Source organism: Nonomuraea sp. NPDC049309 (assembly GCF_043196965.1).
GTDB lineage: Bacteria > Actinomycetota > Actinomycetes > Streptosporangiales > Streptosporangiaceae > Nonomuraea > Nonomuraea fastidiosa.
Window position 1 is genome coordinate 425,986 of sequence record NZ_JBICSH010000004.1, and the last position, 24,583, is coordinate 450,568.

General features: G+C 71.1%; 26 protein-coding genes. 11 read left to right on the plus strand and 15 right to left on the minus strand.

Going from position 1 to position 24,583, the window contains the following annotated elements; genetic code table 11:
• Positions 1–235 precede the first annotated feature (235 nt).
• Positions 236–973 (plus strand): hypothetical protein, encoded by a 738-nt coding sequence (locus tag ACGFIM_RS27000; protein WP_393205118.1) that lies wholly within the window; start codon positions 236–238, stop codon positions 971–973.
• 171 nt (positions 974–1,144) lie between these two features.
• Here ACGFIM_RS27000 and msrB read toward each other — a convergent pair whose 3' ends face one another.
• On the minus strand, positions 1,145–1,546 hold the full coding sequence (msrB, locus tag ACGFIM_RS27005; RefSeq protein WP_393205121.1) for a peptide-methionine (R)-S-oxide reductase MsrB: 402 nt from the start codon (positions 1,544–1,546) through the stop codon (positions 1,145–1,147).
• Positions 1,547–2,182: 636 nt separating this feature from the next.
• Here msrB and ligD point away from each other — a divergent pair.
• Positions 2,183–3,184 carry a non-homologous end-joining DNA ligase gene (gene ligD, locus ACGFIM_RS27010; protein WP_393205124.1) on the plus strand — a complete coding sequence of 334 codons (1,002 nt, stop codon included), beginning with the start codon at positions 2,183–2,185 and terminating at the stop codon, positions 3,182–3,184.
• Positions 3,185–3,217: 33 nt separating this feature from the next.
• Here the strand turns inward: ligD and ACGFIM_RS27015 are convergent, their stop codons facing one another.
• Positions 3,218–4,030, minus strand: coding sequence for an MBL fold metallo-hydrolase (locus ACGFIM_RS27015; RefSeq protein ID WP_393205127.1), 813 nt, complete (start codon positions 4,028–4,030; stop codon positions 3,218–3,220).
• A 381-nt stretch (positions 4,031–4,411) separates the two neighbouring features.
• Here ACGFIM_RS27015 and ACGFIM_RS27020 point away from each other — a divergent pair, with 381 nt between their 5' ends.
• Together ACGFIM_RS27020 and ACGFIM_RS27025 are read left to right on the plus strand one after the other, a co-directional pair.
• Complete coding sequence (locus tag ACGFIM_RS27020; protein ID WP_393205130.1) at positions 4,412–4,744, plus strand: RNHCP domain-containing protein; 333 nt, start codon at positions 4,412–4,414, stop codon at positions 4,742–4,744.
• Positions 4,744–5,151: an RNHCP domain-containing protein gene (locus tag ACGFIM_RS27025; RefSeq protein WP_393205133.1), complete on the plus strand. Its 408-nt coding sequence runs from the start codon at positions 4,744–4,746 to the stop codon at positions 5,149–5,151. The genes ACGFIM_RS27020 and ACGFIM_RS27025 overlap by 1 nt, the downstream gene beginning before the upstream one ends.
• Positions 5,152–5,362: 211 nt before the next feature.
• Here the strand turns inward: ACGFIM_RS27025 and ACGFIM_RS27030 are convergent, their stop codons facing one another.
• Together ACGFIM_RS27030 and ACGFIM_RS27035 are read right to left on the minus strand one after the other, a co-directional pair.
• Entirely contained in the window at positions 5,363–6,238 is an 876-nt protein-coding gene (locus tag ACGFIM_RS27030) for a tetratricopeptide repeat protein (protein WP_393205136.1), read from the minus strand.
• 240 nt (positions 6,239–6,478) lie between these two features.
• A complete protein-coding gene (locus ACGFIM_RS27035; protein ID WP_393205139.1) occupies positions 6,479–8,020 on the minus strand; it encodes an MFS transporter in 1,542 nt (513 codons plus the stop codon).
• 425 nt (positions 8,021–8,445) lie between these two features.
• Between ACGFIM_RS27035 and pgeF the strand changes: the two genes are divergently transcribed.
• Entirely contained in the window at positions 8,446–9,153 is a 708-nt protein-coding gene (gene pgeF, locus ACGFIM_RS27040; RefSeq protein WP_393205142.1) for a peptidoglycan editing factor PgeF, read from the plus strand.
• Positions 9,154–9,591: 438 nt separating this feature from the next.
• Here the strand turns inward: pgeF and ACGFIM_RS27045 are convergent, their stop codons facing one another.
• From ACGFIM_RS27045 to ACGFIM_RS27055, 3 genes are read right to left on the minus strand one after another with little or no spacing between them, the layout of a single operon-like run.
• A complete protein-coding gene (locus ACGFIM_RS27045) occupies positions 9,592–9,954 on the minus strand; it encodes a hypothetical protein (RefSeq protein ID WP_393205145.1) in 363 nt (120 codons plus the stop codon).
• A 24-nt stretch (positions 9,955–9,978) separates the two neighbouring features.
• Positions 9,979–11,136, minus strand: coding sequence for an ATP-dependent DNA ligase (locus ACGFIM_RS27050; protein WP_393205148.1), 1,158 nt, complete (start codon positions 11,134–11,136; stop codon positions 9,979–9,981).
• Complete coding sequence (locus ACGFIM_RS27055; protein WP_393205151.1) at positions 11,129–11,854, minus strand: pyrimidine reductase family protein; 726 nt, start codon at positions 11,852–11,854, stop codon at positions 11,129–11,131. The genes ACGFIM_RS27050 and ACGFIM_RS27055 overlap by 8 nt, the downstream gene beginning before the upstream one ends.
• 145 nt (positions 11,855–11,999) lie before the next feature.
• Here ACGFIM_RS27055 and ACGFIM_RS27060 point away from each other — a divergent pair, with 145 nt between their 5' ends.
• The gene (locus tag ACGFIM_RS27060) at positions 12,000–12,395 is read left to right on the plus strand and encodes a hypothetical protein (protein ID WP_393205154.1); all 396 of its coding nucleotides are present in this window, start codon (positions 12,000–12,002) and stop codon (positions 12,393–12,395) included.
• Positions 12,396–12,425: 30 nt separating this feature from the next.
• On the opposite strand, the gene glgX is transcribed toward ACGFIM_RS27060, so the two are convergent.
• Positions 12,426–14,558, minus strand: coding sequence for a glycogen debranching protein GlgX (gene glgX / locus ACGFIM_RS27065; protein ID WP_393205157.1), 2,133 nt, complete (start codon positions 14,556–14,558; stop codon positions 12,426–12,428).
• 69 nt (positions 14,559–14,627) lie between these two features.
• Positions 14,628–15,053: an OsmC family peroxiredoxin gene (locus tag ACGFIM_RS27070; protein WP_393205160.1), complete on the minus strand. Its 426-nt coding sequence runs from the start codon at positions 15,051–15,053 to the stop codon at positions 14,628–14,630.
• A gap of 522 nt (positions 15,054–15,575) precedes the next feature.
• On the opposite strand from ACGFIM_RS27070, the gene ACGFIM_RS27075 reads away from it, so the two are divergent.
• Both ACGFIM_RS27075 and ACGFIM_RS27080 read left to right on the plus strand, forming a co-directional pair.
• Positions 15,576–16,205 carry a hypothetical protein gene (locus ACGFIM_RS27075; protein ID WP_393205163.1) on the plus strand — a complete coding sequence of 210 codons (630 nt, stop codon included), beginning with the start codon at positions 15,576–15,578 and terminating at the stop codon, positions 16,203–16,205.
• Between the two features lie 154 nt (positions 16,206–16,359).
• Positions 16,360–16,938 carry an HD family hydrolase gene (locus tag ACGFIM_RS27080; RefSeq protein WP_393205166.1) on the plus strand — a complete coding sequence of 193 codons (579 nt, stop codon included), beginning with the start codon at positions 16,360–16,362 and terminating at the stop codon, positions 16,936–16,938.
• A 186-nt stretch (positions 16,939–17,124) separates the two neighbouring features.
• On the opposite strand, the gene ACGFIM_RS27085 is transcribed toward ACGFIM_RS27080, so the two are convergent.
• Positions 17,125–18,468, minus strand: coding sequence for an ankyrin repeat domain-containing protein (locus ACGFIM_RS27085; RefSeq protein WP_393205169.1), 1,344 nt, complete (start codon positions 18,466–18,468; stop codon positions 17,125–17,127).
• A 184-nt stretch (positions 18,469–18,652) separates the two neighbouring features.
• Here ACGFIM_RS27085 and ACGFIM_RS27090 point away from each other — a divergent pair, with 184 nt between their 5' ends.
• A complete protein-coding gene (locus tag ACGFIM_RS27090; RefSeq protein ID WP_393205172.1) occupies positions 18,653–19,369 on the plus strand; it encodes a DUF1707 domain-containing protein in 717 nt (238 codons plus the stop codon).
• Between the two features lie 189 nt (positions 19,370–19,558).
• Here the strand turns inward: ACGFIM_RS27090 and ACGFIM_RS27095 are convergent, their stop codons facing one another.
• The 5 genes from ACGFIM_RS27095 to ACGFIM_RS27115 all read right to left on the minus strand — a co-directional run bounded on the left by ACGFIM_RS27095 (position 19,559) and on the right by ACGFIM_RS27115 (position 23,304).
• On the minus strand, positions 19,559–20,257 hold the full coding sequence (locus ACGFIM_RS27095) for a sirohydrochlorin chelatase (RefSeq protein ID WP_393205913.1): 699 nt from the start codon (positions 20,255–20,257) through the stop codon (positions 19,559–19,561).
• Between the two features lie 59 nt (positions 20,258–20,316).
• Positions 20,317–21,045, minus strand: coding sequence for a phosphoadenylyl-sulfate reductase (locus tag ACGFIM_RS27100; RefSeq protein WP_364067410.1), 729 nt, complete (start codon positions 21,043–21,045; stop codon positions 20,317–20,319).
• Between the two features lie 166 nt (positions 21,046–21,211).
• Positions 21,212–22,900, minus strand: a complete 1,689-nt coding sequence (locus ACGFIM_RS27105; protein ID WP_393205175.1) for a nitrite/sulfite reductase — start codon at positions 22,898–22,900, stop codon at positions 21,212–21,214.
• 110 nt (positions 22,901–23,010) lie between these two features.
• Positions 23,011–23,094 (minus strand): putative leader peptide, encoded by an 84-nt coding sequence (locus tag ACGFIM_RS27110; protein ID WP_311132608.1) that lies wholly within the window; start codon positions 23,092–23,094, stop codon positions 23,011–23,013.
• Positions 23,095–23,178: 84 nt separating this feature from the next.
• A complete protein-coding gene (locus tag ACGFIM_RS27115; protein WP_393205178.1) occupies positions 23,179–23,304 on the minus strand; it encodes a hypothetical protein in 126 nt (41 codons plus the stop codon).
• A gap of 18 nt (positions 23,305–23,322) precedes the next feature.
• Here ACGFIM_RS27115 and ACGFIM_RS27120 point away from each other — a divergent pair, with 18 nt between their 5' ends.
• Together ACGFIM_RS27120 and ACGFIM_RS27125 are read left to right on the plus strand one after the other, a co-directional pair.
• On the plus strand, positions 23,323–24,093 hold the full coding sequence (locus ACGFIM_RS27120; protein ID WP_393205181.1) for a TIGR03084 family metal-binding protein: 771 nt from the start codon (positions 23,323–23,325) through the stop codon (positions 24,091–24,093).
• A gap of 54 nt (positions 24,094–24,147) precedes the next feature.
• Complete coding sequence (locus ACGFIM_RS27125) at positions 24,148–24,522, plus strand: YccF domain-containing protein (protein ID WP_364067414.1); 375 nt, start codon at positions 24,148–24,150, stop codon at positions 24,520–24,522.
• Positions 24,523–24,583: the final 61 nt, after the last annotated feature.

Sequence of the window (24,583 nt, forward strand, 5' to 3'; positions counted from 1 at the left end):
GCGGGCCAGGGGAGACGGCCTCGGGTCCGCCGGGCGGTCAGCGGAGGACGTCCGGCGACCTGCACCTGAAGTCCGGCGGGCTGCGGAGGACGTCCGGCGACCTGCACCTGAAGTCCGGCGGTCTGCGGAGGACGTCCGGCGGTCTTCGGGGGAGGGGCGGCGCTCTCGGCGGGGCGGTTCCGGTGAGCGGGGCAGGCGGCGTCGAGGGCTGCTTCGGCGGGCGGCGCTCGGGCGGATGGCCGGCGTCGCCGCCGGGGTGACCGCGGGCGGCGCGGTCGTGGTGCTCGCGATGCAGGGGGTGTTCGGGACTCCGGTCACGTACGGGCTGCTCGGCACGGTCACCGCGCCCCCGGCGAGCCAGGCCGCGGAGCCCGGCGCGAGCGACGGGAAGCGGGCCAGGGGCGGGCCCGCGGCCGCCGCGGCGGCATCGTCCGGTGGAACGAGCGCGGGCGAAGGCGCGGACGGCGAAGGGACGGACGGAGGCAAGGGCGCGAACGCGCACGCCACCAGCAAGGGGGCGCGCAAGCCGGAGCCGCCGAAGCCGGCCCCGAGCACGAACTCCGGCCTGGTGCCCGGCACGACCGGCCCCGACGACCTGCCGGCAGGAGGCCCCGTCAGGAGCCATGGCAAGGACTACAAGGCCGACGGCCCCTCGCGGCACACGGATCACCAGGCGGCCGAGTACTTCCGAACGAACTGGGGACCGGACGACAAGGCCGTGAAGCGTCTCAAGGACATCCGCACAGTGGGCGGATATCTCCGCATTTATACGGATCTGCCGGAGAGTGCGGACAACTCCCGTACCGCCATCACCCTCTGCGAGCGCGGCCTCGCCTACCTCCGCGAACGCGGCGTCGAGAACCCCGTGGTGTTCGTGCACTCGGAGTTCGGCCAGAACGGCAACCCGGTGCTCGCCAACATCATCGGCCCCTCGGATCGGAGCTGCCGCGTCACGTATCCCGACCCGGAATGACCCAGGGCCCGGGTCACCGGACCCGGACCCGTGTCTTCGAGCACACCTCGCATCGCTGTGTCACCACCCGCCCGATGGTCTCGATCGTCACCCACCGGTGGCGAAGATGGACAAAGCGCACGCGGTGCTCGTACCCCTCGCCAGCGATCGATACGCCCCGTCGCTACCCGATCACTCCTTGGGCTCGAGGCGGAGCGAGATCGAGTTGATGCAGTAGCGGTCGTCCGTCGGCGTGGGGTAGCCCTCGCCGTGGAAGACGTGTCCCAGGTGGCTGTCGCACCGGGCGCAGCGCACCTCCGTACGGACCATGCCGAGGCTGCGGTCCTCCAGCAGCCGGACCGCGTCGCTGTCGGACGGCGCGTAGAAGCTCGGCCAGCCGCAGTGCGACTCGAACTTCGTGTCAGAACGGAACAACTCGGCACCGCAGGCGCGGCACGAGTAAACCCCCTCGGTCTTGGTGTCGACGTATTCCCCCGTGAACGGGCGCTCGGTCCCGGCCTCCCTGAGGACGTGGAACTCCTCAGGCGTCAGCTGGGCCCGCCATTCCGCCTCGCTCTTGACCACCTTGTCCATGACTCCAGAGTACGAGATACGGCAAAAAGAGATCTCCGCAGGGTGAAGCATCCGTTCTCGGGGAAATTCGCGTCTTTCACGGCAAGGAGGTGTGTTCGCCTCCTGCCAAGGGGTGAGATCACCTGCGGATCCCGCCGAGCGGCACAGCCCACGCCCGTGCTGGCGCCGCTGGGGATCGAAACGGCCGGCCGGGTGGCGCGCCAGCGCCCGGAACGGCGGAAGGGTGATCTGGCGGCCCGTCCCGTCGAGCCCTCGGTCCCGCCACCGAGGAGGCTCCGGGACGGGCCCACCCCGTCCGGCCCTCCGAGCTCGCTTCCGGTCCCGCACCGTCCGGCTCGCCGGACGGTCTCCGGTCTCATTCCGTCCGGCTTTCCGCGTCCGCTTCCCGTCCCATAGCGTCCGGCTCACCAGGTCGGCGACCTGCGGTCGGCGCGGGTGGCCAGGCGATTCGGGTGGACGGGTGAGGGGCGCCGGGCGACCGGGGGTTGTGTTCGGCGGTCGGTGTGGGTGGTCAGGCGATTGGGGTGGGTGGGTGAGGGGCACCGGCTGTCCGGGGGATGCGTCCGGCGGCCGAGGGATCGTGCGAGGGCGCGCGGTGACCGGGTGTTGTCGGTCCCTCGGGGTAGGTTCGGGGGCATGGCATCGCCGTACATCGAGCTCGAGGTGGGGAAGCGGACCGTCAAGGTCACCAATCCCGACAAGGTCTACTTCCCGGAGATCGGCGCCACCAAGCGTGAGCTGGTCGAATACTACGTGAGCGTCGGCGAGGGCGCCCTGCGGGCGCTGAAGGACCGTCCGACCAACCTCAAGCGCCATCCCGACGGCGTGCAGACCGAGGCCATCTACCAAAAGCGCATGCCGCCCCGGCATCCCGACTGGCTGGAGTCGGTGGAGGTGACGTTCCCCAGCGGCCGGACGGCGCGGTCGCTGCGCGTCACCGAGGTGGCCGCCATCGCCTACTGCGCCAACCTCGGCACCATCGACTTCCACCCGTGGCAGGTGCGCGCCGCCGACGTCGAGCATCCCGACGAGCTGCGCGTCGACCTCGACCCGCAGCCCGGCCTGGAGTTCGACGCGGCGCGCAAGGCGGCGTTCCTCACCAGGGACGTGCTGGAGGAGCTCGGCATGACCGGCTTCGTCAAGACCTCGGGCAACCGCGGCGTCCACATCGCCGTCCGCATCGAGCCGCGGTGGGACTTCGTCCAGGTGCGCCACGCCGGCATCGCCCTGGCCAGGGCCGTCGAGGCGCGTGATCCCAGCCTGGTCACCACGGCGTGGTGGAAGGAGGAGCGCGGCGAGCGGGTCTTCATCGACTTCAACCAGAACGCCCGTGATCGCACGATCGCCAGCGCCTACTCGGTGAGAGCCAGGCCGCACGCGCCCGTCTCGACCCCGCTGACCTGGGACGAGCTGGCCGACGCCGACCCGCGCGACTTCGACATCCGCACGGTGCCCGCCCGCTTCGCCGAGCTGGGCGACGTCCACGCGGCCATCGACGACCGGGCGTACTCGATCGAGCCGCTGCTGGAGATGTACGCAGAGGACGAGCGCGGCGACCTGCCGTACCCGCCGAACTATCCGAAGATGCCGGGCGAGCCCAAGCGGGTGCAGCCGAGCAAGGCCCGCTCCGACACCTGACCGTCGGCACCGTCGGCACCGTCAGCCGGTTCATCAGTGGCGCACGAGGCGGTGCGGGGCCAGCTCGCACGTCTCGCCCCGGTCCAGGCGGACCACCCGGTCGGCGAGGCCCGCCCGCTCCATGTGGCGCAGGTAGTCCTCCAGCGGCGAGTGGAAGACCGTGTAGTCGTCGTAGTGGATCGGCACGACGGTCCGCGGGTTGATCATGCCGGTCCAGGCCGTGCCCTGCTCGCCGTCCATGGTGACCATGAGCGTGCCGAGCAGCTTGGTCCCGCCGAGGTGGACGAGGGCGACGTCGATATCGGGGAAGCGGCGCGGGATCGCGTCGAGCCGCCGGTCGAGCACGGTGTCGCCGCTGATGTGCAGGCGCAGCTCGACCCGGTCGTCCGGGCCGCAGAACTCCAGCATCGTGCCCATCACGGGCGGCATCAGCGCCTCGGCGGAGCCCGGGGCGTGCTTGGCGGGCAGCGCGGTGATCCGCACGCTGCCGCCCGGGCCGTGCAGGCGGTACTCATCCCAGATCATCAGCCCGACGGCCTGGCCGAAGCCCTGCCGGTAGAGGGTGCGGGAGGCGGCCGGGGTGGTGACGATGACCGTGTCCCTGTCGATGCCCTTGCGCGCCACCCGGTCCCAGTGGTCGCCGTGCATGTGGGAGAGCACGACGGCATCCAGCGGCGGCAGGTCCTCGATCCGCAGCGCCGGGTCGGTGCGCCGCCGCGAGGCCAGGCCCCACCCGAGGTAGGCGAGCTGGCCGCGGTGCAGGAAGTTCGGGTCCGTCAGCAGCGTGAAGCCGTTGTAGCGGATGAGCGTGGTCGCGTTCCCGATGAACTGCAGGCTGCCGGCCACCGCTGATCACTCCCCCGTCGCGGATCGCTCATGGCTTTCGTCCCCCTCGTTCAGGGGTCCACTGCCACGGCCGTACGACACCAAACCCCCGTACGCGGGCTCGCGTGGAAAATCGATGGCGATCCGGCGCCGTGCCCCCATACCCTCGCATCCGTTGATGAATGTGCCGTACCGCGTGGTCTCGTACCGCGCCTGAAGGAGGGACTTGATGCCTGGCACCGCGCCTAGCGCGCCTCGCAGCCGTGCCACCGGCGGGTCCCGCCTCTGAAACGAGAGACGACACCGACCGGACAGGCCGGACCAACCAGCGTGCCCGCGAGGCTCGCTCGGCGCTCCCTTGCTGTGTGACATCGAAGACCAATCCGGCAAGGAGTACCCAGGTTGTCCACCAACGGCAATCCTCTTAACACCTTCGTGTGCGTGCGCTGCGGCCTCACGGTCACCGCGAACGCCCCCGACGGCGCCCGGCGCAACCACTGCCCGAGCTGCCTGCACTCGCTGCACCTGCAGGACGAGTGCAGGTCACGGATGATCCCGATCTCGATCGCCGTGCTGCGCACCGGGGAATGGATGATCATCCACCGCTGCACCCGCTGCGGCGAGCTGACCTCGAACCCCATCTGCGGGGACGACAACCAGCTCATCCTCATGCGCATGGCGGTACGCCCGCTCGCGCAGCCGCCGTTACCGCTCGAGGCGTTCGGTGATCTGTGATGCCGAGGAGGAACGTCACGAGCGACCGCGCCCGGCCGCAGCGGCGCAAGAGAGTGCATCACGCGGAGCCGGCGGACGCCTTCCGCTGCGTCGCCTGCCGGCTCGACGTGCCCGTGGCCGCGCCCGGCACGGCGCACCGCAACCACTGCCCCCACTGTCTGACCAGCCTGCACGTCGATCATCGCGTGCCCGGCGACCGCCGCGCGGGCTGCCGGGGACGGATGGCGGCGCTCAGCGTCACCGTCCGCGGTGACGGCGAGTGGCTGATCATCCACAGTTGCCAGTCGTGCGCCGAGCTGAGCGCCAACCGCATCGCGGGCGACGACAACGCGCTGGCGCTCCTGCGCATCGCCATGCGGCCGCTGTCGGACGCCCGCCTGCCGGTCAACGCCCTGCTCGCGCTCTGACCGGGGCGTTCTGACCGGGGCGTTCTGACCGGGGCGTTCTGGCCGGGGCGTTCTGGCCGGGGCGTTCTGGCCGGGCTGCTTTGATCGGGCTGCTCTGATCAGGCTGCTTTGATCGGGCCGTTCTGGCTGGGCCGCTCCCTGGGGCGGCCCTGACCAGCACCCGGGGCCGTGCCCGCCGCGTCGGGCACGGCCCCGGCGCGGGCGTGCCTGCTCAGTCGCCGAACTCCAGGTGCAGGGCCCTGGTGAAGTCGGCGATGGCCTCCTCGTGCCGGTCCAGGTCCTGCAGGATCTCGCCGCGCACCTTGAACGCCCAGATGTACTCGGGGTCCAGCTCGATGGCGGCGTTCAAGTCCTCGAGGGCGCCCTCGTTGTCGCCCATCTCGCTCAGCACCGCGCCCCGGCTGCCGAGCGCGCGGGTGGCGGTGGGCTTCAGCTCGATCGCCCGGTTGAGGTCGGCGAGCGCCTCCTCGTTCCGGTCGATCATGCGCAGCGCCTCGCCCCTGCGGGCCAGCGCCCGCACGTAGTCGGGGTCGAGCTCCAGCGCCTTGGTGTAGTCGTCGATGGCCTCGGTGTACAGGCTCATCTCCTGGTAGAGCTCGCCGCGGGCGAACCACGAGTACGGGATCTCCTCGTTCAGCTTGATGATCTTGGCGTGCACCGCCAGGGCCTCGTCCATCCGGTTCAGCCCCACCAGTGCATCCGCCTTCCCTTCGAGGATCCATGGCGTCTCGGGGGAGAGGGTGAGCGCGTGCTCGAAGTCCTCCAGGGCCTCCTCGTAGCGCTCCATCGCGGTGTAGGTCTGGCCGCGCGAGCCGAGCGCGTACGCGCTGTCCGGCTCCAGCTTCAGCGACTCCTCGAAGTCGTCGAGCGCGGCCTGGTACCGCTTGATCAACCGGTGGCATTCGCCGCGCAGCCGCCACGCGCGGGCGTCATCCGGCACCAGCGCGATCGCCTCGGTCAGGTCCGCTATCGCGGCGTCGTGCCGTAACAGGGCGTTGTACGACACCGCCCTGCTACGTAACACCGAGGCCCGGGACTGTGCGGCCGCTTCGGACAGCCCGGAGTGATCCATGATCCCCTCATCCATGGGGGGCCAATCTATCCGACATGTACGACTGGATCTGAACGATGACGGCCTTCCCCGGGTGTGCTCCAGGACCGTGTCGTGGCCTTACCCGCTGTCCTTTGACCCCGCCGGACGGCGGTCCCGGCGGCAACGCGCACCTGCCCAGGCCGCCCGACGGCTTCCGGCCGGCCAAGAGCCTGTTCGAGCCGGGCGGCGTGCTGCTCATCGCCGTGGACCCGACCCGCCGCGCACGAAAGGTGCTCACGCTCTGGCGGGCTCCGCTGAGGCGGCGACGCCGGCCCGTTCGCGGGTGAGCGGCGTGAGCAGCAGGCCCACCGCGACGGCGGCGGCGCCGACGAGCACGCACACCACGAACCCGTCCTGCAGGCGGCCTTGAACGGTGCCGAGGAGCGGGCCGAACACGGCGATGCCGACGGCCCCGCCGACCTGCCGCGAGGTGTTGAACGCCGCCGAGGCCGCCCCGTGCAGGCGAGGCCCGACGGCGGCGATCGCCTGCGAGGTCATCGCCGGAACGAGCAGCCCGGAGGCGAACCCGGCGGGCACCAGCGCGAGCGCCAGCGGCCACAGCGCCGCAGCCGTACCCGCCCATGCCACCAGCAGGAACGTCACCACCAGCACCGCCTGAGCGGCCCCCACCACGGCCGGGAGCCCGAAGCGGCGCGCGAGGCGGGCCGCGCACAGGTTCGCGACCGCGATGAGCCCGGTCAGCGGCAGGAACAGCAGCCCGCTGGTCAGCGCCCCGAGCCCGCGCCCCTGCTGCAGCATCAGGCTCATCGCGAACAGCAGCCCGTAGAACGCGAAGTTGAACAGCGCACCCTGTCCCGCCGTCGCAACGAACGCCCGATCGGCGTACAGACCGGGCGGCAGCAGCGGCGCCCGCTTAGGGCGGCCGGGTTGTGGGAGCGGTGCCTGCTTGGTGTGGCCGGGTTGTGGGAGCGGCGCCTGCTTGGTGTGGCCGGGTCGTGAGAGCGGCGTTCGGTCCCCGAGGCCGGGCGACCGCTGCCCCGCCTGGGCGGCGCGGGTCGGCGGCGCCGGCGTCCGGCCGGCGCGTGTGCTGAGGACGAACCCGGCGAGCCCGGCCACCGCCAGCACCGCCGCCGTGACGACCGGCGCGCTGAGCAGCCCCTGGGCGGGCGCCTCGATGAGCGCGAACACCAGCCCGCCGATCAGCAGGGTCGCGGTCGCCATGCCGGTCACGTCCAGGCGGCGCTCGCCCCGCGGCACGGCCGGCATCGACCGCAGGCTCCAGATCGCGGCGGGCACGCCGATGAGCACGTTGACCCCGAACACCGTCCGCCAGTCCGCGACCGCGACGAGCGCGCCGCCCAGCAGCGGCCCGGCCGCCATCCCGACACCGCCCGCAGCCGACCACCAGCCGACCAGCCGGTTCCTGGCGTGCCCGTCGGGCGCCGCCGCCGTCGCCAGGACGAGCGCGCTGGGCAGCAGCAGCGCCGCCCCCACGCCCTGCACCAGCCGGGCCGCGTTCAGCACCGTCATCGTGGGCGCCGCCGCGCACGCCGCCGAGGCGATCGTGAAGACGAGCAGACCCGCCACGAACGCCCGCTTCGCCCCAAGAGCGTCGGTGATCGCCCCCGCTCCCAGCATCACCGCCGCGAAGGACAGCGTGTAGGCGTTGACCGCCCACTCCAGCTCGGCCCTGGACGCATCGAGGTGGGCGGCGAGCTGGGCGAGCGTCAGATGCACGATCGTGCCGTCAACGAAGACCATGAAGGCGGCGACCAATGCCAGTGCGATGACAACCCGCCGGTGTTCGATAGCCATAGAACGACTGTAGAGGGTGTTCGATTGAAGTCGAACACTGGGGCCCGCTTGCAGCCGCACGGAGATCCCACACCGGAGGTGCACCCGGCCGAACCCGCGCATCAGAGGAGCCATCGCACGCCCGGGCAGTAGACGGCCTGCGCGCCCTCCGGGGATGCGCCCGCACTTGTTCTTCCAGAACGCCGCTTGGGCGGGGAGTTCTTGAGAGCGCCGCTTGCGGGGAGAAGCCGAGCATTCGGCCGGGAGCTGCGCGTGCAGGGTGGCGGCCCAGCCTGGGGGTGGTGCGCGCAGGGGTGGCGGCCCAGCCTGGGGAGCGCGCAGGGGTGGAGGTCCAGCCTGGGGAGCGCGCAGGGGCGGCGGTCTGAGGTGTCAGGGCGGGTGGGCTTGCCGGAAGGGATGGGGGCGGGGTCGCCTAAGATCGGGGCATGGAGCTCGCCCCCGGCGTACACGTGGCCATCACCGATCGGAACGGCGGTGTCGGCGCCCCGCCGTACGGTTCGCGCAACCTCGGCGGCATGGTCGGCGACGACCCGGAGGTCGTGCAGGCCAACCGGGCGGGCCTGGTGGCCGAGCTGGGCGTGCGGGCGGTGGTGTTCATGCGCCAGGTCCACAGCGCCGACGTGGCGTACGTCAGCGAGCCGTTCGGCGACGACCCGCCTCCGCTCGACGGCGTGTTCACCACCGAGCCCAGGCTGGCGCTGGCGTCGCTCGGCGCCGACTGCCCGGCGGTGCTGGTGGCCGACCCGGTCGCCCGCATGGTCGGCGCCGCACACTCCGGGCGCCCCGGCACCGAGGCCGGCATCGCCACCGCGCTGGTGACGGCGATGGCGGGCAAGGGCGCGGAGCCTGGCCGGATGGTCGCGCTGATCGGGCCCGGCGCGTGCGGGCGCTGCTACGAGGTGCCCGCCGACATGCGGGAGAAGGTCGCCGCGAAGGTCCCCGCCGCCTGGTCCACGACCTCGTGGGGCACCCCCGCCCTCGACCTGCGGGCGGGCATCGAGGCGCAGCTCAAGGCGGCGGGCGTGAGCGACGTACGCCATGACGCGCGCTGCACGATCGAGTCCCAGGAGCTCTACTCGCACCGCCGCGAACAGCCCACCGGCCGCTTCGCCGGCCTCATCTGGCTCGCCTGACCGTCCACCGGTTGTTTCGCGGGCCTCATCCGGCTCGCCTGACGCGACGTGTTTCCCTGCTCGCCCGTTCGCCTCCCCGCCGCCCGGTGCCGAGCCGCCGGCCGGCGCGGGGCTGCCGGCCGGCGCGGGGCTGCCGGCCGGTGCCGGGCCGCCCCGCGCTCCGGGTTCTTCGCGAGCCCGGTGACAGGCCTTGTCGGGCGGTGCCGGGCTGCTCGTTCGCTTGTGTGTCGGGCGCGGTCGGACCGCCCAGCGCGGTTCTCGCGGCCGTCCGCCTGGTTCTTCTCGTCGCACCTGCGCGGCCCGGTTCTCCTGGCCGCTCCCGTGCGTTGGCCCGGCGGGTCGGTGTGCGGGGAGGTGTGCTGAGCGCGAGGGCTCCTGGGTCACGAATCGATGGCGTCATCCGGGTGGCCCGCCGCGAAGGATCGGTCCGCGGGGCGGTTACGCCGAAGGGCCGGAGCCTCTGTTCCTGGTGCCGTTGAAGATGCCGTTGATGGCGAGGATGCCGAGCCAGACCGGGATCAAACCGGTCATGTGCCCCTCCCCGAACAGCAGGAACAGCACGGTGGTCACCGTGCCAAGGGCGACGGAGACGATGGCGAGCGCGAGCCGCTGCCCTTCGGAGGGGCCCTGGCGGGCCGGAGTGCGGCTCTGGGGGCCGAGCCGGCTGAGGCGCTCGTCCACCCGCCGGTCGATCTCCTGGCCCATCTTGTCGAGGAACGACTCCACGACGGCGTCTTCATAGTCGGGCCCGAGGTCGCGGCGTGCGGACACGGCGGCCTTGAGCTCATCCCCTGTCGTCATATTCGAGATATATCTAGACAGCCGCTAGCGGGCAAGGATGTCCTCAAGGTTGTAATGCACTGGACGCTCAAGCTGCTCGTACGTGCACGACTCTGGAGCACGGTCGGGGCGCCAGCGACGGAACTGCGCGGTGTGCCGGAACCGGTCGCCCTCCATCTGGTCGTAGGCCACCTCGATCACCAGCTCGGGCTGCAGCGGGATGAACGACAGGTCCTTCTTGGCGTTCCACCGTGACACCGCGCCGGGCACCCGCTGGCCGCCCCTGGACGGCCCGGCCGCCGGCCTGCCGATGCCGGCCGCCGCCTGCTCGGCCCAGTGGCCCCACGGGTGCTCGCTCAGCTCCGCGATGTACGGCTTGAGCTCCTCGACCAGCTCGGCCCTGCGCTTCATCGGGAACGAGGCCGCCACCCCGACGTGGTGCAGCCGCCCGTCGTCGCCGTAGAGGCCGAGCAGCAGCGAGCCGACGATGGGGCCCGACTTGTGCTCGCGATAGCCGCACACCACGACGTCGGCCGTGCGCTCGTGCTTGACCTTGAACATCGTGCGCTTGTCGGGGACGTACGGCTGGTCGCCCGGCTTGACGATGATGCCGTCGAGCCCGGCGCCCTCGAACATCTCGAACCACTCGCCCGCCTGCGCCCGGTCTTTGGTGACCGGGGTGAGCCTGATGGAGCCGCCCTTTTCCGGAAAGAGCGTTTCGAGCCGCGCCCTGCGCTCGGCGAACGGCAGCTCCATCAGCGACTCGTCGCCCAGCGCCAAGAGGTCGAACGCGACGAACTGCGCGGGCGTGCGCTCGGACAGCATCTGCACCCGCGACGTGGCGGGGTGGATGCGCTGCTGGAGCGCGTCGAAGTCGAGCTGGCTGCCCATGGGCAGCACGATCTCGCCGTCGATGACGACCTTGCCGGGCAGCTCGGCCCGCGCCGCCTCGACCAGCTCGGGGAAGTAGCGCGTGAACGGCCGCTCGTTGCGGCTGCCGAGGTAGACCTCGTCGCCGTCGCGGAAGACGATGCAGCGGAAGCCGTCCCACTTCGGCTCGTAGAACAGCGTGCCGTCCTGCTCGGGCATGGCCTTGACCGGCTTGGCCAGCATGGGCGGCACGGGCGGCCGCACCGGCAGGCCGGGCACCGGCGGCGGCTCCTCCGCGGCCGCGCCCGGCCCGGTGGTCGGCTCGTCACTCATGGCTCTGCTCCCTTGTGTATTTGCAGAAGAGCACGCCGTCCTCCTCCAGCACGTGCTCGAGCCGGAGGCCGACCTGCGCGGGCTCGCCGTTCAGGATGCGGGCGGCGCCGCCGCCCACCAGCATGGGGCTGATCGTCAGGCACAGCTCGTCGACCAGGCCGCGCGCGGACAGCTGAGCGTTGATGCGCGGGCCGCCCTCGCACAGCACGCGGGTCAGGCCCCGCTCGTGCAGCGCGGCGACGGCGAGGCGCATGTCGACGCTCGCGTCACCGGCCACCACCAGGTCGGCGCACTTGGCCGCGAGCCTGCGCCGCTCCTGGGGCGCGGCCTCGCAGGTGATGACGATGGTGCGGCTCGGCGCGTCGGTGAACAGCTCGCCGTCGAGGTCGATCGCCAGGCTCCGGCTGATCACGGCGATGGGCGGCACCTCGGGCCTGCCCTCGCGGTGCTCGGCCCACCAGTCGCGCGGCGGGACCGGGCCGTAGCCCTCCTTGCGCACGGTGGCGGCGCCGGCGAGGATCACGTCGGCCAGCCCGCGCAGCGTCTGGAAGATGCGCCGGTCGCCCTTGCTGGACAGCGGCCCCGACCGGCCTTTGAGCCAGGCGGCGCCGTCGGCGCTCGCGACCATGTTGACGCGCAGCCACGGCCCGGTGCCGGGGTACGCGTACGCCTGCGCAATGTCTGGGTTGTCCTGAATGTCGGGATAGATGCGCCGCACCCCTCTACCTTGGCACAGCGCACCGACAATCGGCTCCGAGCCCGGATTCGGGACGGGATAGTACTTTCGTGTATCAGCGGACTTCTTACCGATTCTTTGCTTAACGTGCCCATAGGGGATGGGCTGCCAGGAAGAGGGGGAAGCCGTGAGCCTGGCCACCGCCGTGGCGTGGACGATCGCCGTGATCGCCGGGATCTACTTGCTGTCGTACTGGCTCACCGGTGACGGGCCGCACCGCGCGAAGGTCACCCGGTTGCCCGCCGTGCTCGTCGTCTCGCATCCGGCGCTGGCCGTGGCCGCGCTGGCCTGCTGGGCGGGCGGGCTGATCACCGGCAGCCGGGCGCTGGTCTGGGCCGCGTTCGCCGGCCTGGCCGCCACCGCGCTGCTGGGGTTCGCGATGTTCACCCGCTGGCTCGGCGCCGGCCGCCACACCACGGCCGCGCGCGGCTTCCCCGCACTCGCCGTGACCCTGCACGGCGTGGCCGGCGTCACCGCCTTCACGCTCGTCTTCCTGAGCGCCGGCGCCGCCCGCCTCTTCTGATCGGGACGACCTGCCCGGCGACGCCGCGGCTCAGAGCGACTTGCCGTTCTGGCGGGGCTGGCGGAGCAGTTGCAGCGAGCGCGCCGTCACCGCGACCACGTCGCCCGCCGTCCAGTGCTCGTCCTCGTAGACCTCCTGGGTCGTGTCGTGGGTGGTGTCGAGCACCGGCACCCACACGGTGCCGAACTCCTCGCCGGGCAGCGTGAACGACAGGTTCTCGTGGTGGGCGTTGATGAGCAGCAGGAACGAGTCGTCCACGATGCGCTCGCCCCGGGGGCCCGGCTCGGTGATGGCGTCGCCGTTCAGGTAGACCATGAGCGACTTGGCGTAGCTGATGTGCCAGTCGCCGGCCGTCATCTCGCGCCCGCCGGGCGTCAGCCACACCAGGTCGCGCCTGCCGTCGTCGGGGTGGCGGCCGTGGAAGAAGCGCCGCCGCTGGAAGACAGGGTGCTCGCGGCGCAGCTTCGACAGCGCGCGCACGAACTCCAGCAGCTCGGCCTCGGTGTGCACGTTGGACCAGTCGATCCAGGCGAGCTCGTTGTCCTGGCAGTAGGCGTTGTTGTTGCCTCGCTGGGTGCGGCCGATCTCGTCGCCGTGGGACAGCATCGGCACGCCCTGCGACAGGAACAGCGTGGCCAGGAAGTTGCGGCGCTGGCGGCGGCGCAGGGTGACGATCTGGGGGTCCTCGACGGGGCCTTCGGCGCCGCAGTTCCAGGAGCGGTTGTCGTTGGTGCCGTCGCGGTTGTCCTCGCCGTTGGCCTCGTTGTGCTTGTGGTCGTACGAGACGAGGTCGGTGAGCGTGAAGCCGTCGTGGCAGGTGACGAAGTTGATGGAGGCGACGGGACGGCGGCCGGAGGACTCGTACAGGTCGGCCGAGCCGGTCAGGCGGGAGGCGAACTCGGGCAGCGCGGAATGGGTGCCCCGCCAGAAATCTCGCACGATGTCGCGGTATTTCCCGTTCCACTCCGTCCACAGGGGCGGGAAGTTTCCGACCTGGTAGCCCCCGGGCCCGACGTCCCACGGCTCCGCGATGAGCTTGACCTGCGAGATCACCGGATCCTGCTGGATGAGGTCGAAGAACGCGCTCAGCCGGTCGACGTCGTGCAGCTCTCTGGCCAGCGCCGAGGCCAGGTCGAAGCGGAACCCGTCGACGTGCATCTCCAGCACCCAGTAGCGCAGCGAGTCCATGATGAGCTGCAGCGCGTGCGGCGAGCGCACGTTGAGCGAGTTTCCGCACCCGGTGTAGTCGAGGTAGTAGCGCCGGTCGCCGTCGTGGAGGCGGTAGTAGGCGGCGTTGTCGATGCCGCGGAAGCCGAGCGTCGGCCCCATGTGGTCGCCCTCGGCCGTGTGGTTGTAGACCACGTCGAGTATGACCTCGATGCCGGCCTCGTGCAGCGCCTTCACCATGGCCTTGAACTCCAGCACCTGCTCGCCCCGCGTGCCCGAGCTGGAGTAGCCGCCGTGCGGGGCGAGGTAGGCCATGGTGTTGTAGCCCCAGTAGTTGGTCAGCCCGCGGGCCACCAGGAAGTGCTCGGGGATGTAGTGGTGCACCGGCATGAGCTCGACCGCCGTCACGCCCAGCGACAGCAGGTGCTCGATGATCGCCGGATGCCCGACGCCGGCGTACGTGCCCCGCAGGTCGGGCGGGATGTCGGGGTGGCGCATCGTGAGCCCGCGCACGTGGGCCTCGTAGATCACGGTCTGGTGGTACGGGATGCGCGGCGGCCGGTCGTTGCCCCACTCGAAGAACGGGTTGATCACGACGTTCTTCGGCATGTAGGGCGCGCTGTCCTCGGTGTTGCGCCGGCTCGGGTCGGTGAAGTAGTAGGGGAACAGCGCCTGGTTCCAGGTCAGCTCGCCGTCGATCGCTTTGGCGTAGGGGTCGAGCAGCAGCTTGGCGGGATTGCAGCGGTGGCCCTGCGACGGGTCGTACGGCCCGTGCACGCGGTAGCCGTAGCGCTGCCCAGGCTGGATGCCGGGAAGGTAGCCGTGCCAGACGAAGCCGTCGACCTCGGGCAGGGCGATGCGCTCCTCCGCGCCGTCGTCGTGGAACAGGCACAGCTCGACCCGCTCGGCGACCTCGGAGAACACCGCGAAACTGGTGCCCACGCCGTCCCAGGTGGCGCCGAGTGGATAGGGCTCGCCCGGCCAGACCTCACGCATGTGACCCGATTGTCGCACGCGCGAGCGCTCTTGGTCGCGCAATGGTCTGATCGCCGATGGGTAAGGAGATCAGACCAGCTCGGCGTTGAGCGTGATCGTGGTGCCGGCGAGGGCCTTGCTGACCGGGCAATCGGCCTTGGCGTTCTCGGCCGCCTGCTGGAACTGCTCGGCGGTGAGGCCGGGCACCCGGCCCTGGACGTTCAGCACGATCCCGGTGATGCCCTCGCCCGGCTGGAATGTCACGTCGGCGCTGGTGTGCAGCGACTCGGGTGGCGTGCCGGCCCCGGCGAGCCCGTGCGCGAGCGCCATCGAGAAGCAGGAGGAGTGCGCGGCGGCGATGAGCTCTTCGGGGGAGGTCTTGCCGTTGGCGGCCTCGGCCCTGGACGGCCACGAGACCTCGAACGTGCCTACGCCCGACGTGTCGAGAGAGACCGTGCCCGAACCGTCGAGCAGGGCGCCCTTCCACTGGGTCGTCGCGGTGCGCGTGGTGGCCATGGGTGTTCCCTCCGCTTCTCTCCGTCACGGTCTGAAGACGACACTATCGCGGCGCGGAGGAATCTCGCGGGGCGGGGTCATCCCGCTCCGCCTTCGCCGGCCCGACGCGCACTTCGCGGTGGACGTGGTGGCGCTCTGCCTCTCGCGCGGTGGCCGTGGCGACCCCGCCGATCTTCCCGCCCGCCTGGAGGGCGGCCTTTCCCCGGCCAGGGACGTGCTCGCCACTGCGCCGCCCATTACAGCTCTTAAGTCACCAAAGTGGACTGATTTCGCGCATCGTACTTTTTCCTGAGAAGGAAAAGCAGCCATCGTTCGCCTATTACCGCATCGCCGCCCGAAACCTGAACAGCAACCCCCAAAAGTCTGGTACAACGAGCCCTTCGCCGAACCTTGAGGATTTGACGGGTTGTTTGGATCAGTGCGGGTCAACGCGATTCTGCGTACGGGTACGTCTGCCCCTGTCCAAGTGCGCCGAGAAAAGGGGCCTTGGATTTCGGGTCGTTCTACCCAGGGCGGTAAGAAATGCACGTTCAATCGCATCAACCACATACCCCAGCGCTGCGCCGGCGTCTCGCCACCCTCGCGCTGGCCGGCACCGCGGCGGGCGTCATGGCCCTTCCCTTCGGCCAGGGGATCGCCGCGGCGAGTGCGGGCGCGCCCGCCGGCCCCGCCGCCGCCGGATACGTCGCCGGCGAGAAGCCGGTGCTCAAGTGCGGCAAGCGCTGCGGGCCGAACTGGTGGGGCCGCCCCTGGTGGGGACACCATCACCACCACGACTACGAGTACCGCGAGGACCACCACTTCCGCGGCCGCCGCCACGACGACCGGCGGCACGAGCCCGCCCGCGAGGCCCCGAGGCCCGAGGAGCCGGAGCAGGAAGAGCCCGAGCCGCCGGAGCGCCCGGTCAAGCCCGTCAAGCCCGTCAAGCCCATCAAGTTCAAGCCGGTCAAGGAGCACAAGCCGTACAAGGATCACAAGCCGTTCAAGGGTTACAAGCCGTACAAGCCGGTGAAGCCCATCAAGGAACGGCCGATACTCAAGCCGGTCATCAAGATGCCTCCGCGCTACGGCGACTACGCGCCGTGGGACAGCTGGCGCAACGGCCTCAGGAGCGACTGGGGCAACGACTGGCGCGACGGCGACTGGGACTGACGGCGCGCGTCCGGCCGGGGGCCGGGCGCCGCGATCGGGGAGCGGCGACGTAGGCTTGCCAGTCCTCGATGAGTTCACCGGAGGATGCCGCGAACGGGCGCACCGCCCGGCGCGGCCTCCTCCGGATGGCAGCACGAGACGAGAGGGGGTCCCCATGGCGGGTGACGACACGACCGGTCTGGCCGACCTGCTGTACGAGTTCGGGCTGCTCAAACGCTACAAGCGGACGGGCTGGCTGGTGGCCGGGGTACGCGACCCCGAGAGCATCGCCGAGCACTCCTTCCGCGCGGCCGTCATCGCCGCCGTGATCGCCAGGCTCGAAGGGGCGAACCCGGAGCGCGCGGCGTTCATGGCCCTGTTCCACGACACCCAGGAAACACGCATCACCGACATCCCGTACGTCGGCAAGCTCTACCTCAAACCGGCGCCCAACGAGGAGGTCACCGCCGACCAGGTGCGCGAGGTGCCGGAAGAGGTGGCCGGCATGCTGCGCGACGCGGTGGGGGAGTACGAGGAGAAGGCCAGTCTCGAAGCGGTCTGCGCGCGCGACGCCGACAAGCTGGAGTGCCTCATCCAGGCCGTGGAGTACCGCGAGCAGGGCCACCAGAACGTGCAGGGCTGGATCGACAGCTCGCTCGCGGCGATCACCACGACGACGGGCAAGCGCCTTGCGGAGGAGGCGCTGAGCACGGGGACGATCGACTGGGTGACCCGCGTGCTCAACGGCGGCTGACCGCACTCCCGGCCCTCGGGCGCGCAATCAAGGCCCTCGGGCGCGCGCACAGGGCCCTCGGCAGGGCGCGGCCCTCGGCAGGGTACGGACCTCTCAGCCGGGCACGGGCCTCTCAGCCGGGCACGGGCCTCTCAGCCGGGCACGGGCCTCTCAGCCGGGCACGGGCCGAAGGGCGGGGAGAGGCGCTCAGGAAGGCCGCTCCGAGACGAGGTCCCTCGCGTACTCGTCGTCGCTCTCGGCCAGCACCCGCGCGGCGCCCTGGGCGGCGCGCTCGTCGCCGCGCACGGCCAGCCCGCGGGTGGCCTCGGCCACCGTGCGCAGGTCGGAGTCGGACAGCCGGGCCGCCAGCGCCTCCCTGATCTGCGGCGTGTCGGCGTCCAGCCCGGCGAGCCCGGCGGTGGCCCAGTCGCGGATCTCGGCGTTGTCGTCCTCGGTCATCGAGATCAGCAGCGCCAGCCCCTCTTCGTGGCCGGGCGGCAGCACGTCGGCCAGCGCGATGGCGTCGGTCGTCGTGCGCTTGTGATCGGGACGTCCGATGATGTCCAGCACGTACGGCAGCGCGCGCGGGTCGCCCTGGTGGCCGAGCGCGGCCAGCACCGAGCGCAGCACCTGCGGGTTGCTCTCGGTGGTGACCATCTTCTGCAGCAGCGGCAGGGTCCTCTCCAGGTACGGCTTCTCGCCGTCGGAGTGCCCGAACTGCGCGATGGCGTCGACGCCGAACTCCCGCTCCCTGGCGTCCTCGCTGATGCAGAGCCCGGCCAGCGCCTCGTAGGTCTCGTCGTCGGCCCGCTTGGCCAGCGTGTCGGCCACGATCCACCAGGTCTCGGCGTCCTCGTCGACGTCGCGGTGCGCCAGAGCCCGCGCCACGAGCCGATCCACCGGCGTGTGGACGCCCGCCGCGTCCTCCAGCAGGGTCGCGATGGCGGCGTGACCGCGCTGTGCCTGCACCTGCTCGCTCTCGGAGCCGTCGGCCGAGCGCCCCGCCACGGTGACCAGCTCGGTGCCGTCCTTGGCGTACTGCCGGGCGACGACGTACTCCCAGCCCTCCTGCTCGATCTGGTCGAGCAGCGCGCTCTCCAGGTGCACGCCGACCCAGTCGAGTGCGATGTCCAGCGGGGTGTCGCCGTCGCCGTCGTACTTCTCGTGGTCGGCCCCCGCCTCCAGCAGCGTCCGCACGACGCCCAGCGCGCCGCGCCTGGCGGCCAGGGTGAGCGGGGTGTCGCCGTCGTCGTTGGCGGCGTCGACGTCCGCGCCCGCCTCGATGAGCACCCTGGCGACATCGGCGTTGCCGTTGGCCGCGGCCCACAGCAGCGCCGTCCAGCCGCCCGCCTCGCGGCCGTCGACCTCGGCGCCGGCCTCCAGCAGCGCGGTGGCCACCTCGGTGCGGTCCCGGGCGGCGGCCGCGCAGAGCGGCAGCCCGCCGTCCTCGCCCTCGCTGGCCTTGTTGGGATCGGCGCCGCTGGCGAGCAGCTTGCCGACGGTCTCGGTCTCGCCGTGCAACGCCGCGCGGTAGAGCTGTTCCTCATGCATGACAGGGACCCTAGCCTGGTCCGGCCGCGCCCCGGACCAGGCCGGGGTCCCGTGTCATGGCGTGGTACGCGCCTCGCCCGGTGGTTGGTTCACTCCTGACCAGAAATATGCATGTTTCGGGGTATGGAGTTATTCCTCCGCAGGGAGGAGGAACGTCCGGACGGAAACGCGATATGTTGCGAGCATGACTGATCCTGGTGAGCTGCGTGCGTCGGACGCCGAGCGCGAGGCCGTCGTCGAGCAGCTGCGCATCGCCTCGGTCGAGGGCAGACTCACCCTGTCCGAGCTGACCGACCGCACCGAGGCCGCCTACAGCGCGAGGACGCACGCCGAGCTGGCCATGCTCACGCAGGACCTGCTGCCAGGCGGCGTGCGATCGTCCGCACCCGCCCAGCAGGGCGGCGCGAAGCGGCGCTGGTTCGTCGCCGTCATGGGCGACTCCAAGCGGAACGGCACGTGGCGCATCGACCAGGAGCTCGGCGCCTTCGCCGTGATGGGCGACATCGTGCTCGACCTGCGCGAGGCCGAGGTCCGCACCGACCAGGTGGACATCATGGCCGTCGCCCTCATGGGCGACGTGAAGATCATCGTCCCCGACGGCGTGATCGTCGACATCGACGGCGTCGCCTTCATAGGCGACAAGAAGGTCAAGGTCGCGCAGGCCGCCCCGGGCGTGAACGTCCCCGTGGTGCGCGTGCAGGCGTACGCGGTGATGGGCGACGTCAAGGTGGTCGGCGACTCGCACGTCAAGCCGCTGAAGCGCGGCTTCGCCGCCTGGCGCGAGCACTGGCGGCAGCTGCACGGCGAGGACTGGCGCGAGATCGGCCGCCAGGTCCGCGCCGAGGCCCGCGAGCTGCGCAGGCAGCTCCGCGACGGCGACGGCCGCCGTCACGACTACTGACAGGCCGCCGGCGGGCCGGAACCCGGCCGGTCGTGGCGGCCGTGGCCGTGCCGGCTGACCGGTGCCGTGCTGACCGGGGCGTGCTGACTGGTGCCGTGCTGATCGGGTGGTGCTGACTGGCGCCGTGCTGACCGGGTGGTGCTGACTGGTGCCGGGCCGACCGGATCCGGCCGGATGCCGTGCGCCGGGTCAGCCGGCCAGCGCCACCGGCCGGCGCAGCGCCTCCTCGTACCGGTCGAGCAGCACCTCCACCAGCTCGGGCGCCGCTCCCAGCACGCCGGCCACCGCGTCCGCGCCCGCCTCCAGCGTCTCGCGCCGCACCTTGTCGGCGAAGAAGCCCGGAGCCAGCAGGTACGGGGCCACGACCACGCGCGGCGCACCCGCCCGCTTGAGCGCGGCCACCGCCTGCGCGGGGGTGGGCCGGGCGGCGGAGGCGTACGCGGGCGTCACGGTCCACCAGCCGGACCGCCGCCACACCCGGGCCGTCTCCGCCACCACGGCGTTGGCCCTGGCGTCGCTCGAGCCCGCGGACACCAGCACCACCGCCGTGCCGGGATCGCCGGCGGGCACGCCCGCCTCGGCCAGCCGCCGCTCCAGCGCCGGCAGCAGCAGCGGGTGGGGGCCGAGCGTGCGCCCGTAGCTCACCGACAGCAGGGGATCGCGCGCACGGGCCTCGGCGAGGGCCGCGGGCAGGTCCACCCGGCTGTGGTAGGCCTCGGTGAGCAGCAGCGGCAGCACCACCGCCGTGCGCAGCCCGCTCAGCGCCTGCTGCAGCGTGGGCGCGCAGTGGTCGAGGTAGGCCACCCGCACGTCCAGCGGCACCTGGTCGAGCAACGCGGCCACGGTGGCGGCGGCACGCGGATCGCGCGATCCGTGGGCCACCGCCACCAGTGGCACGCGGCCGGGGGCCGTCCCGCCTGCCAACGGCACGGGTCCCCCGCCGGGGATCACAGGTGAATGCCGCATTCGACCTTCCCCAGGCCCGCCCAGCGTCCGCTGCGCGGATCCTCACCCTCGGCGACCTGCCGCGTGCACGGCGCGCAGCCGATCGAGGGGTAGTTGTCGTAGTGCAACGGGTTGATCAGCACCCCGTTGTCGGCGATGTAGTTGTCGACGTCCTCCTGCGTCCAGCCGGCGATGGGGTTGACCTTCACCATCTGCCGCTTGGCGTCCCACTCCACGACCTTCACGCCGGCCCTGCTGGGCGACTCGTCGCGGCGGATGCCGGAGATCCACGCGAGGTACGGCTCCAGCGCCCGGTTCAGCGGCTCGACCTTGCGCAGGTAGCAGCACAGGTCGGGGTTGCGCCCGAACAGCCGCGGCCCCAGGTCGCGATCCTGCTCCTCGACCGTGCGCGACGGCTTCACATCGATCACGTTGACGTCATAGACCTGCCGCACCGCGTCACGGGTGCCGATCGTCTCGGCGAAGTGGTAGCCGGTGTCGATGAACAACACGTCCACGCCGGGCTTGACCCTGCTGACCAGGTCGATGAGGAGCGCGTCGCTCATCGAGGAGGTCAGGCACAGCCGGTCGCCGAACGTCGCCGCCGCCCACCGGATGACCTCGCGGGCGGGGGCGTCCTCAAGGAACTTGGCGGCGGACTCCACGATGCCCTGCAGGTCGAGCACGCCGCGCTGCTCTCTCAGCCCGATCTCCACGTCGACGAGCGTCATATCTTCACTCCGATCCCCAGGAAACTCAGCTTGAAGGCACGAGCGCAGGCGCGGCAGTACCAGCCGCCGCCGGTCCCGGACCCGGCGCGCCCGCCCTCGGCGGGCTCGTACGGCTCAAGGTCCTCGTCACCGCAGTAGGGGCAGTGGAAGGGAACCGCTCGTTCGCTCATGTCAGGTCGGCCTCGTCTGCTCGCTGCACCCAGTCGGCGAACGACTCGCCTTCCTTCTTCTGGCTGTCGTAGTTGGACACGACGCGCGCCACGTAGTCGGGCAGCGCCTTGGCGGTGGTCTTCAGCCCGCGCACCTTCCTGCCGAAGCCCGAGTTGACGCCGAGAGAGCCGCCCAGGTGGATTTGGAAGCCCTCGACCTGGTCGCCGTTCTCGTCCACGACGAGCTGGCCCTTCAGCCCGATGTCGGCGACCTGGATGCGGGCGCAGGAGTTGGGGCAGCCGTTGACGTTGATGGTCAGCGGCTGGTCGAAGCCGGGCAGCCGGCGCTCCAGCTCGTCGATGAGCTCCATCGCGGTGGACTTGGTCTCGACGATGGCGAGCTTGCAGTACTCGATGCCGGTGCAGGCCATCGTCTGGCGGCGGAACGTGGACGGGTTGACCTGCAGATCGTTGGCCTCGAGCTCGGCCACGACGGAGTCGACCTTGTCGGGCGCGATGTCGAGGATGACCATCTTCTGCTCGACCGTGGTGCGCACCCGGTCGGAGCCGTGCCGCTCGGCGATGTCGGCGATGACGCGCAGCTTGTCGCCGTCCACCCGGCCCACCTTGGGCGCGAAGCCCACGTAGTAGTTGCCGTCCTTCTGCTGGAAGACGCCGACGTGGTCGCGGCGGCTGCCGCGCGGCTGCTCGGGCGCGGGCCCGTCGGGCAGCGCCTCCTTGAGGTATTCGGTCTCCAGGACCTGGCGGAACTTCTCCACGCCCCAGTCGTTGACCAGGAACTTGAGCCTGGCGCGGTGACGCAGCCGCCGGTAGCCGTAGTCGCGGAAGATGCCGACGACGCCCTCGTGCACGTCGGCCACCTTCTCGGGGCGGACGAACACGCCGAGCCGCTTGGCCAGCATCGGGTTGGTGGACAGGCCGCCGCCGACCCACAGGTCGAAGCCGGCCTCGCCGCGCTCGTTGACCACGCCCACGAACGCCACGTCGTTGATCTCGTGCACCGTGCAGTGGGCGGGGCAGCCGCTCAGCGCGGTCTTGAACTTGCGCGGCAGGTTGGAGTAGGCCGGGTTGCCGATGACCCGGTCGTAGATCTCCCTGATCTGCTCGCTGGCGTCGATGACCTCGTCGGCGTCGATGCCGGCCAGCGGGCAGCCCATGATGACGCGCGGGGTGTCGCCGCACGCCTCGGTGGTGGACAGCCCGACGGCCTCCAGCCGCTCCCAGATGTCGGGCACCGACTCGATCTCCACCCAGTGGAGCTGGATGTTCTGGCGGTCGGTCAGGTCGGCGGTGCCGCGGGCGTACTCGTTGGAGATGTCGGCGATGGTGCGCAGCTGGGCCAGGCTGAGCTGGCCGCCGTCGATGCGCACGCGCAGCATGAAGTAGCGGTCGTCCAGCTCCTCCGGCTCGAGCACGGCGGTCTTGCCGCCGTCGATGCCGGGCCTGCGCTGGGTGTAGAGGCCGTACCAGCGGAAGCGGCCGCGCAGGTCGGCCGGGTCGATCGAGTCGAAGCCCCGCTTGGCGTAGATGTCGATGATCCGTTGCCGGACGTTGAGCCCGTCGTCGTTCTTCTTGTTCTCTTCGTTCTTGTTGAGCGGCTCACGGTAACCGAGAGCCCACTGACCTTCGCCGCGCGGGCGTCTGTGGTGCCGGCTGGCAGGAGTGCGGCTGGCAGGGGTGCTCATTGCGCGTCCTTCTGATCTTGGGCGCGCGCAACGTCCTCCTGGGCTCATCATCGAAACCCAGGGCTGATGAAAAGGAGTGCGACGCGCTCAGCGGGAAAAACGGATGTCGGTTAACGGGCGTCGCAACAGATGGCACTGCGGACACGCTGAAGGTCGACGTGGCGTCGGCCGACGAGCATGGGGTCCGCGGGCATGATTCGAGAGTACTCGGGCTGTCCGAGATGTCCAAGACGGGGTCCAGAGTGTGGGATAGTGCCCCGTTTATGCCTGTCGTCCCGTCAGCCCTGGCGCACCCAGGCGAGCTTCGAATCCTTCGGCAGCGCCTGCTCGCGGTGCTGGCAGTCGCACCACGAGCCGCCCCGGCATTCCTCGTGACGCTTGTCCTTGCAGCTCTGGCAGATCACGCTTGCATTATGAACCTCATGGCCGAGCTCGTCGGTGACCTGCGCGCCGAGACGAACGCGCTGCTCGCGCTGCTGCCGCCCGCCGGCGACGACCGCTGGGAGCGGCCGATCCCCGCGGAGGGGTGGGCGGTGCGCGACCAGGTGAGCCACCTGGCGTGGTTCGACGACGCGGCCGTGCTCGCCGCCACCGACCCCGAGGCGTTCGCCGCGCTGGCCGCGGGCAAGGGGCCCGAGGCGGTGGACGACCTCGTGGCGGAGTCGCGCGGCACTCCGCCCGCCGAACTGCTCGCCTGGTTCGGCGCGGCGCGCACGCGCGCGCTCGAGGTGTTCGGCCGGCTCGACGCGCGGGAGCGGGTGCCGTGGTTCGGCCCGCCGATGTCGGCCGCCTCGTTCGTCACCGCCCGGCTGATGGAGACGTGGGCGCACGGCCAGGACGTCGCCGACGCGCTCGGCGTCGTACGGGAGCCGACCGACCGGCTGCGGCACGTCGCCATGCTCGGCTACCGCGCCAGGCCCTACAGCTTCGCCGTACGCGGGCTGCCCGTGCCCGGCGACCCCGTACGCGTGGAGCTGTCCATGCCCGGCGGCGGCACCTGGACGGCCGGCCCCGATGACGCGCACTCCGCCGTACGCGGGACGCTGCTCGGCTTCTGCCTGGCCGTCACCCAGCGCGCCCACCTGTCCGACACCGGCCTCGAGCTGATCGGCGAGCCCGCCAGGGCCTGGATGGAGATCGCCCAGGCGTTCGCCGGGCCGCCGGGAAAGGGGCGCGCGCCCAGGCAAGGGTGAGCTCAGGGTCATTCCGGATGACGCGAATGGCATGATCGATGACATCCTGTAAACATGCGCACAATTCTGAACGTCATCTGGCTCATCTTCGCGGGTATCTGGCTGGCCGCAGGCTATGCGCTGGCCGGGATCATCTGCTACATCCTCATCATCACGATCCCGTTCGGCATCGCCTCGTTCCGGATCGCCGCGTACGCCCTGTGGCCGTTCGGAAGGTCCGTCGTGCGCGACCCCGATGCCGGTGCGTTCACCACGATCGGCAACGTCATCTGGCTCATCTTCGCGGGCATCTGGCTGGCCATCGGCCACGTGATGACGTCCATCCCGCTGTTCATCTCCATCATCGGCATCCCCATGGGCATCGCCAACCTCAAGCTCGTCCCCATCTCCCTCCTGCCGCTGGGCGCGCGCATTGTCGACGACCGCTAGGCGAGGCGCTCGGCGCGGCACGTAAGCTGTGGCGAAGAGTCACTGCTGATTACCGTTGGGT

Excerpts from the sequence above, each read along its gene's own strand:
- pgeF (WP_393205142.1), top strand. The coding sequence starts at position 8,446 with ATGGAGCTCGCCCCCGGCGTACACGTGGCCATCACCGATCGGAACGGC.
- msrB (WP_393205121.1), bottom strand. The coding sequence starts at position 1,546 with ATGGACAAGGTGGTCAAGAGCGAGGCGGAATGGCGGGCCCAGCTGACG.
- ACGFIM_RS27105 (WP_393205175.1), bottom strand. The coding sequence starts at position 22,900 with ATGAGCACCCCTGCCAGCCGCACTCCTGCCAGCCGGCACCACAGACGC.
- glgX (WP_393205157.1), bottom strand. The coding sequence starts at position 14,558 with ATGCGTGAGGTCTGGCCGGGCGAGCCCTATCCACTCGGCGCCACCTGG.
- ACGFIM_RS27075 (WP_393205163.1), top strand. The coding sequence starts at position 15,576 with ATGCACGTTCAATCGCATCAACCACATACCCCAGCGCTGCGCCGGCGT.
- ACGFIM_RS27100 (WP_364067410.1), bottom strand. The coding sequence starts at position 21,045 with ATGACGCTCGTCGACGTGGAGATCGGGCTGAGAGAGCAGCGCGGCGTG.
- ACGFIM_RS27025 (WP_393205133.1), top strand. The coding sequence starts at position 4,744 with ATGCCGAGGAGGAACGTCACGAGCGACCGCGCCCGGCCGCAGCGGCGC.
- ACGFIM_RS27070 (WP_393205160.1), bottom strand. The coding sequence starts at position 15,053 with ATGGCCACCACGCGCACCGCGACGACCCAGTGGAAGGGCGCCCTGCTC.
- ACGFIM_RS27030 (WP_393205136.1), bottom strand. The coding sequence starts at position 6,238 with ATGGATGAGGGGATCATGGATCACTCCGGGCTGTCCGAAGCGGCCGCA.
- ACGFIM_RS27110 (WP_311132608.1), bottom strand. The coding sequence starts at position 23,094 with ATGCCCGCGGACCCCATGCTCGTCGGCCGACGCCACGTCGACCTTCAG.
- ACGFIM_RS27085 (WP_393205169.1), bottom strand. The coding sequence starts at position 18,468 with ATGCATGAGGAACAGCTCTACCGCGCGGCGTTGCACGGCGAGACCGAG.
- ACGFIM_RS27125 (WP_364067414.1), top strand. The coding sequence starts at position 24,148 with ATGCGCACAATTCTGAACGTCATCTGGCTCATCTTCGCGGGTATCTGG.
- ligD (WP_393205124.1), top strand. The coding sequence starts at position 2,183 with ATGGCATCGCCGTACATCGAGCTCGAGGTGGGGAAGCGGACCGTCAAG.
- ACGFIM_RS27050 (WP_393205148.1), bottom strand. The coding sequence starts at position 11,136 with ATGAGTGACGAGCCGACCACCGGGCCGGGCGCGGCCGCGGAGGAGCCG.
- ACGFIM_RS27045 (WP_393205145.1), bottom strand. The coding sequence starts at position 9,954 with ATGACGACAGGGGATGAGCTCAAGGCCGCCGTGTCCGCACGCCGCGAC.
- ACGFIM_RS27120 (WP_393205181.1), top strand. The coding sequence starts at position 23,323 with ATGGCCGAGCTCGTCGGTGACCTGCGCGCCGAGACGAACGCGCTGCTC.
- ACGFIM_RS27035 (WP_393205139.1), bottom strand. The coding sequence starts at position 8,020 with ATGGCTATCGAACACCGGCGGGTTGTCATCGCACTGGCATTGGTCGCC.
- ACGFIM_RS27000 (WP_393205118.1), top strand. The coding sequence starts at position 236 with ATGGCCGGCGTCGCCGCCGGGGTGACCGCGGGCGGCGCGGTCGTGGTG.
- ACGFIM_RS27080 (WP_393205166.1), top strand. The coding sequence starts at position 16,360 with ATGGCGGGTGACGACACGACCGGTCTGGCCGACCTGCTGTACGAGTTC.
- ACGFIM_RS27090 (WP_393205172.1), top strand. The coding sequence starts at position 18,653 with ATGACTGATCCTGGTGAGCTGCGTGCGTCGGACGCCGAGCGCGAGGCC.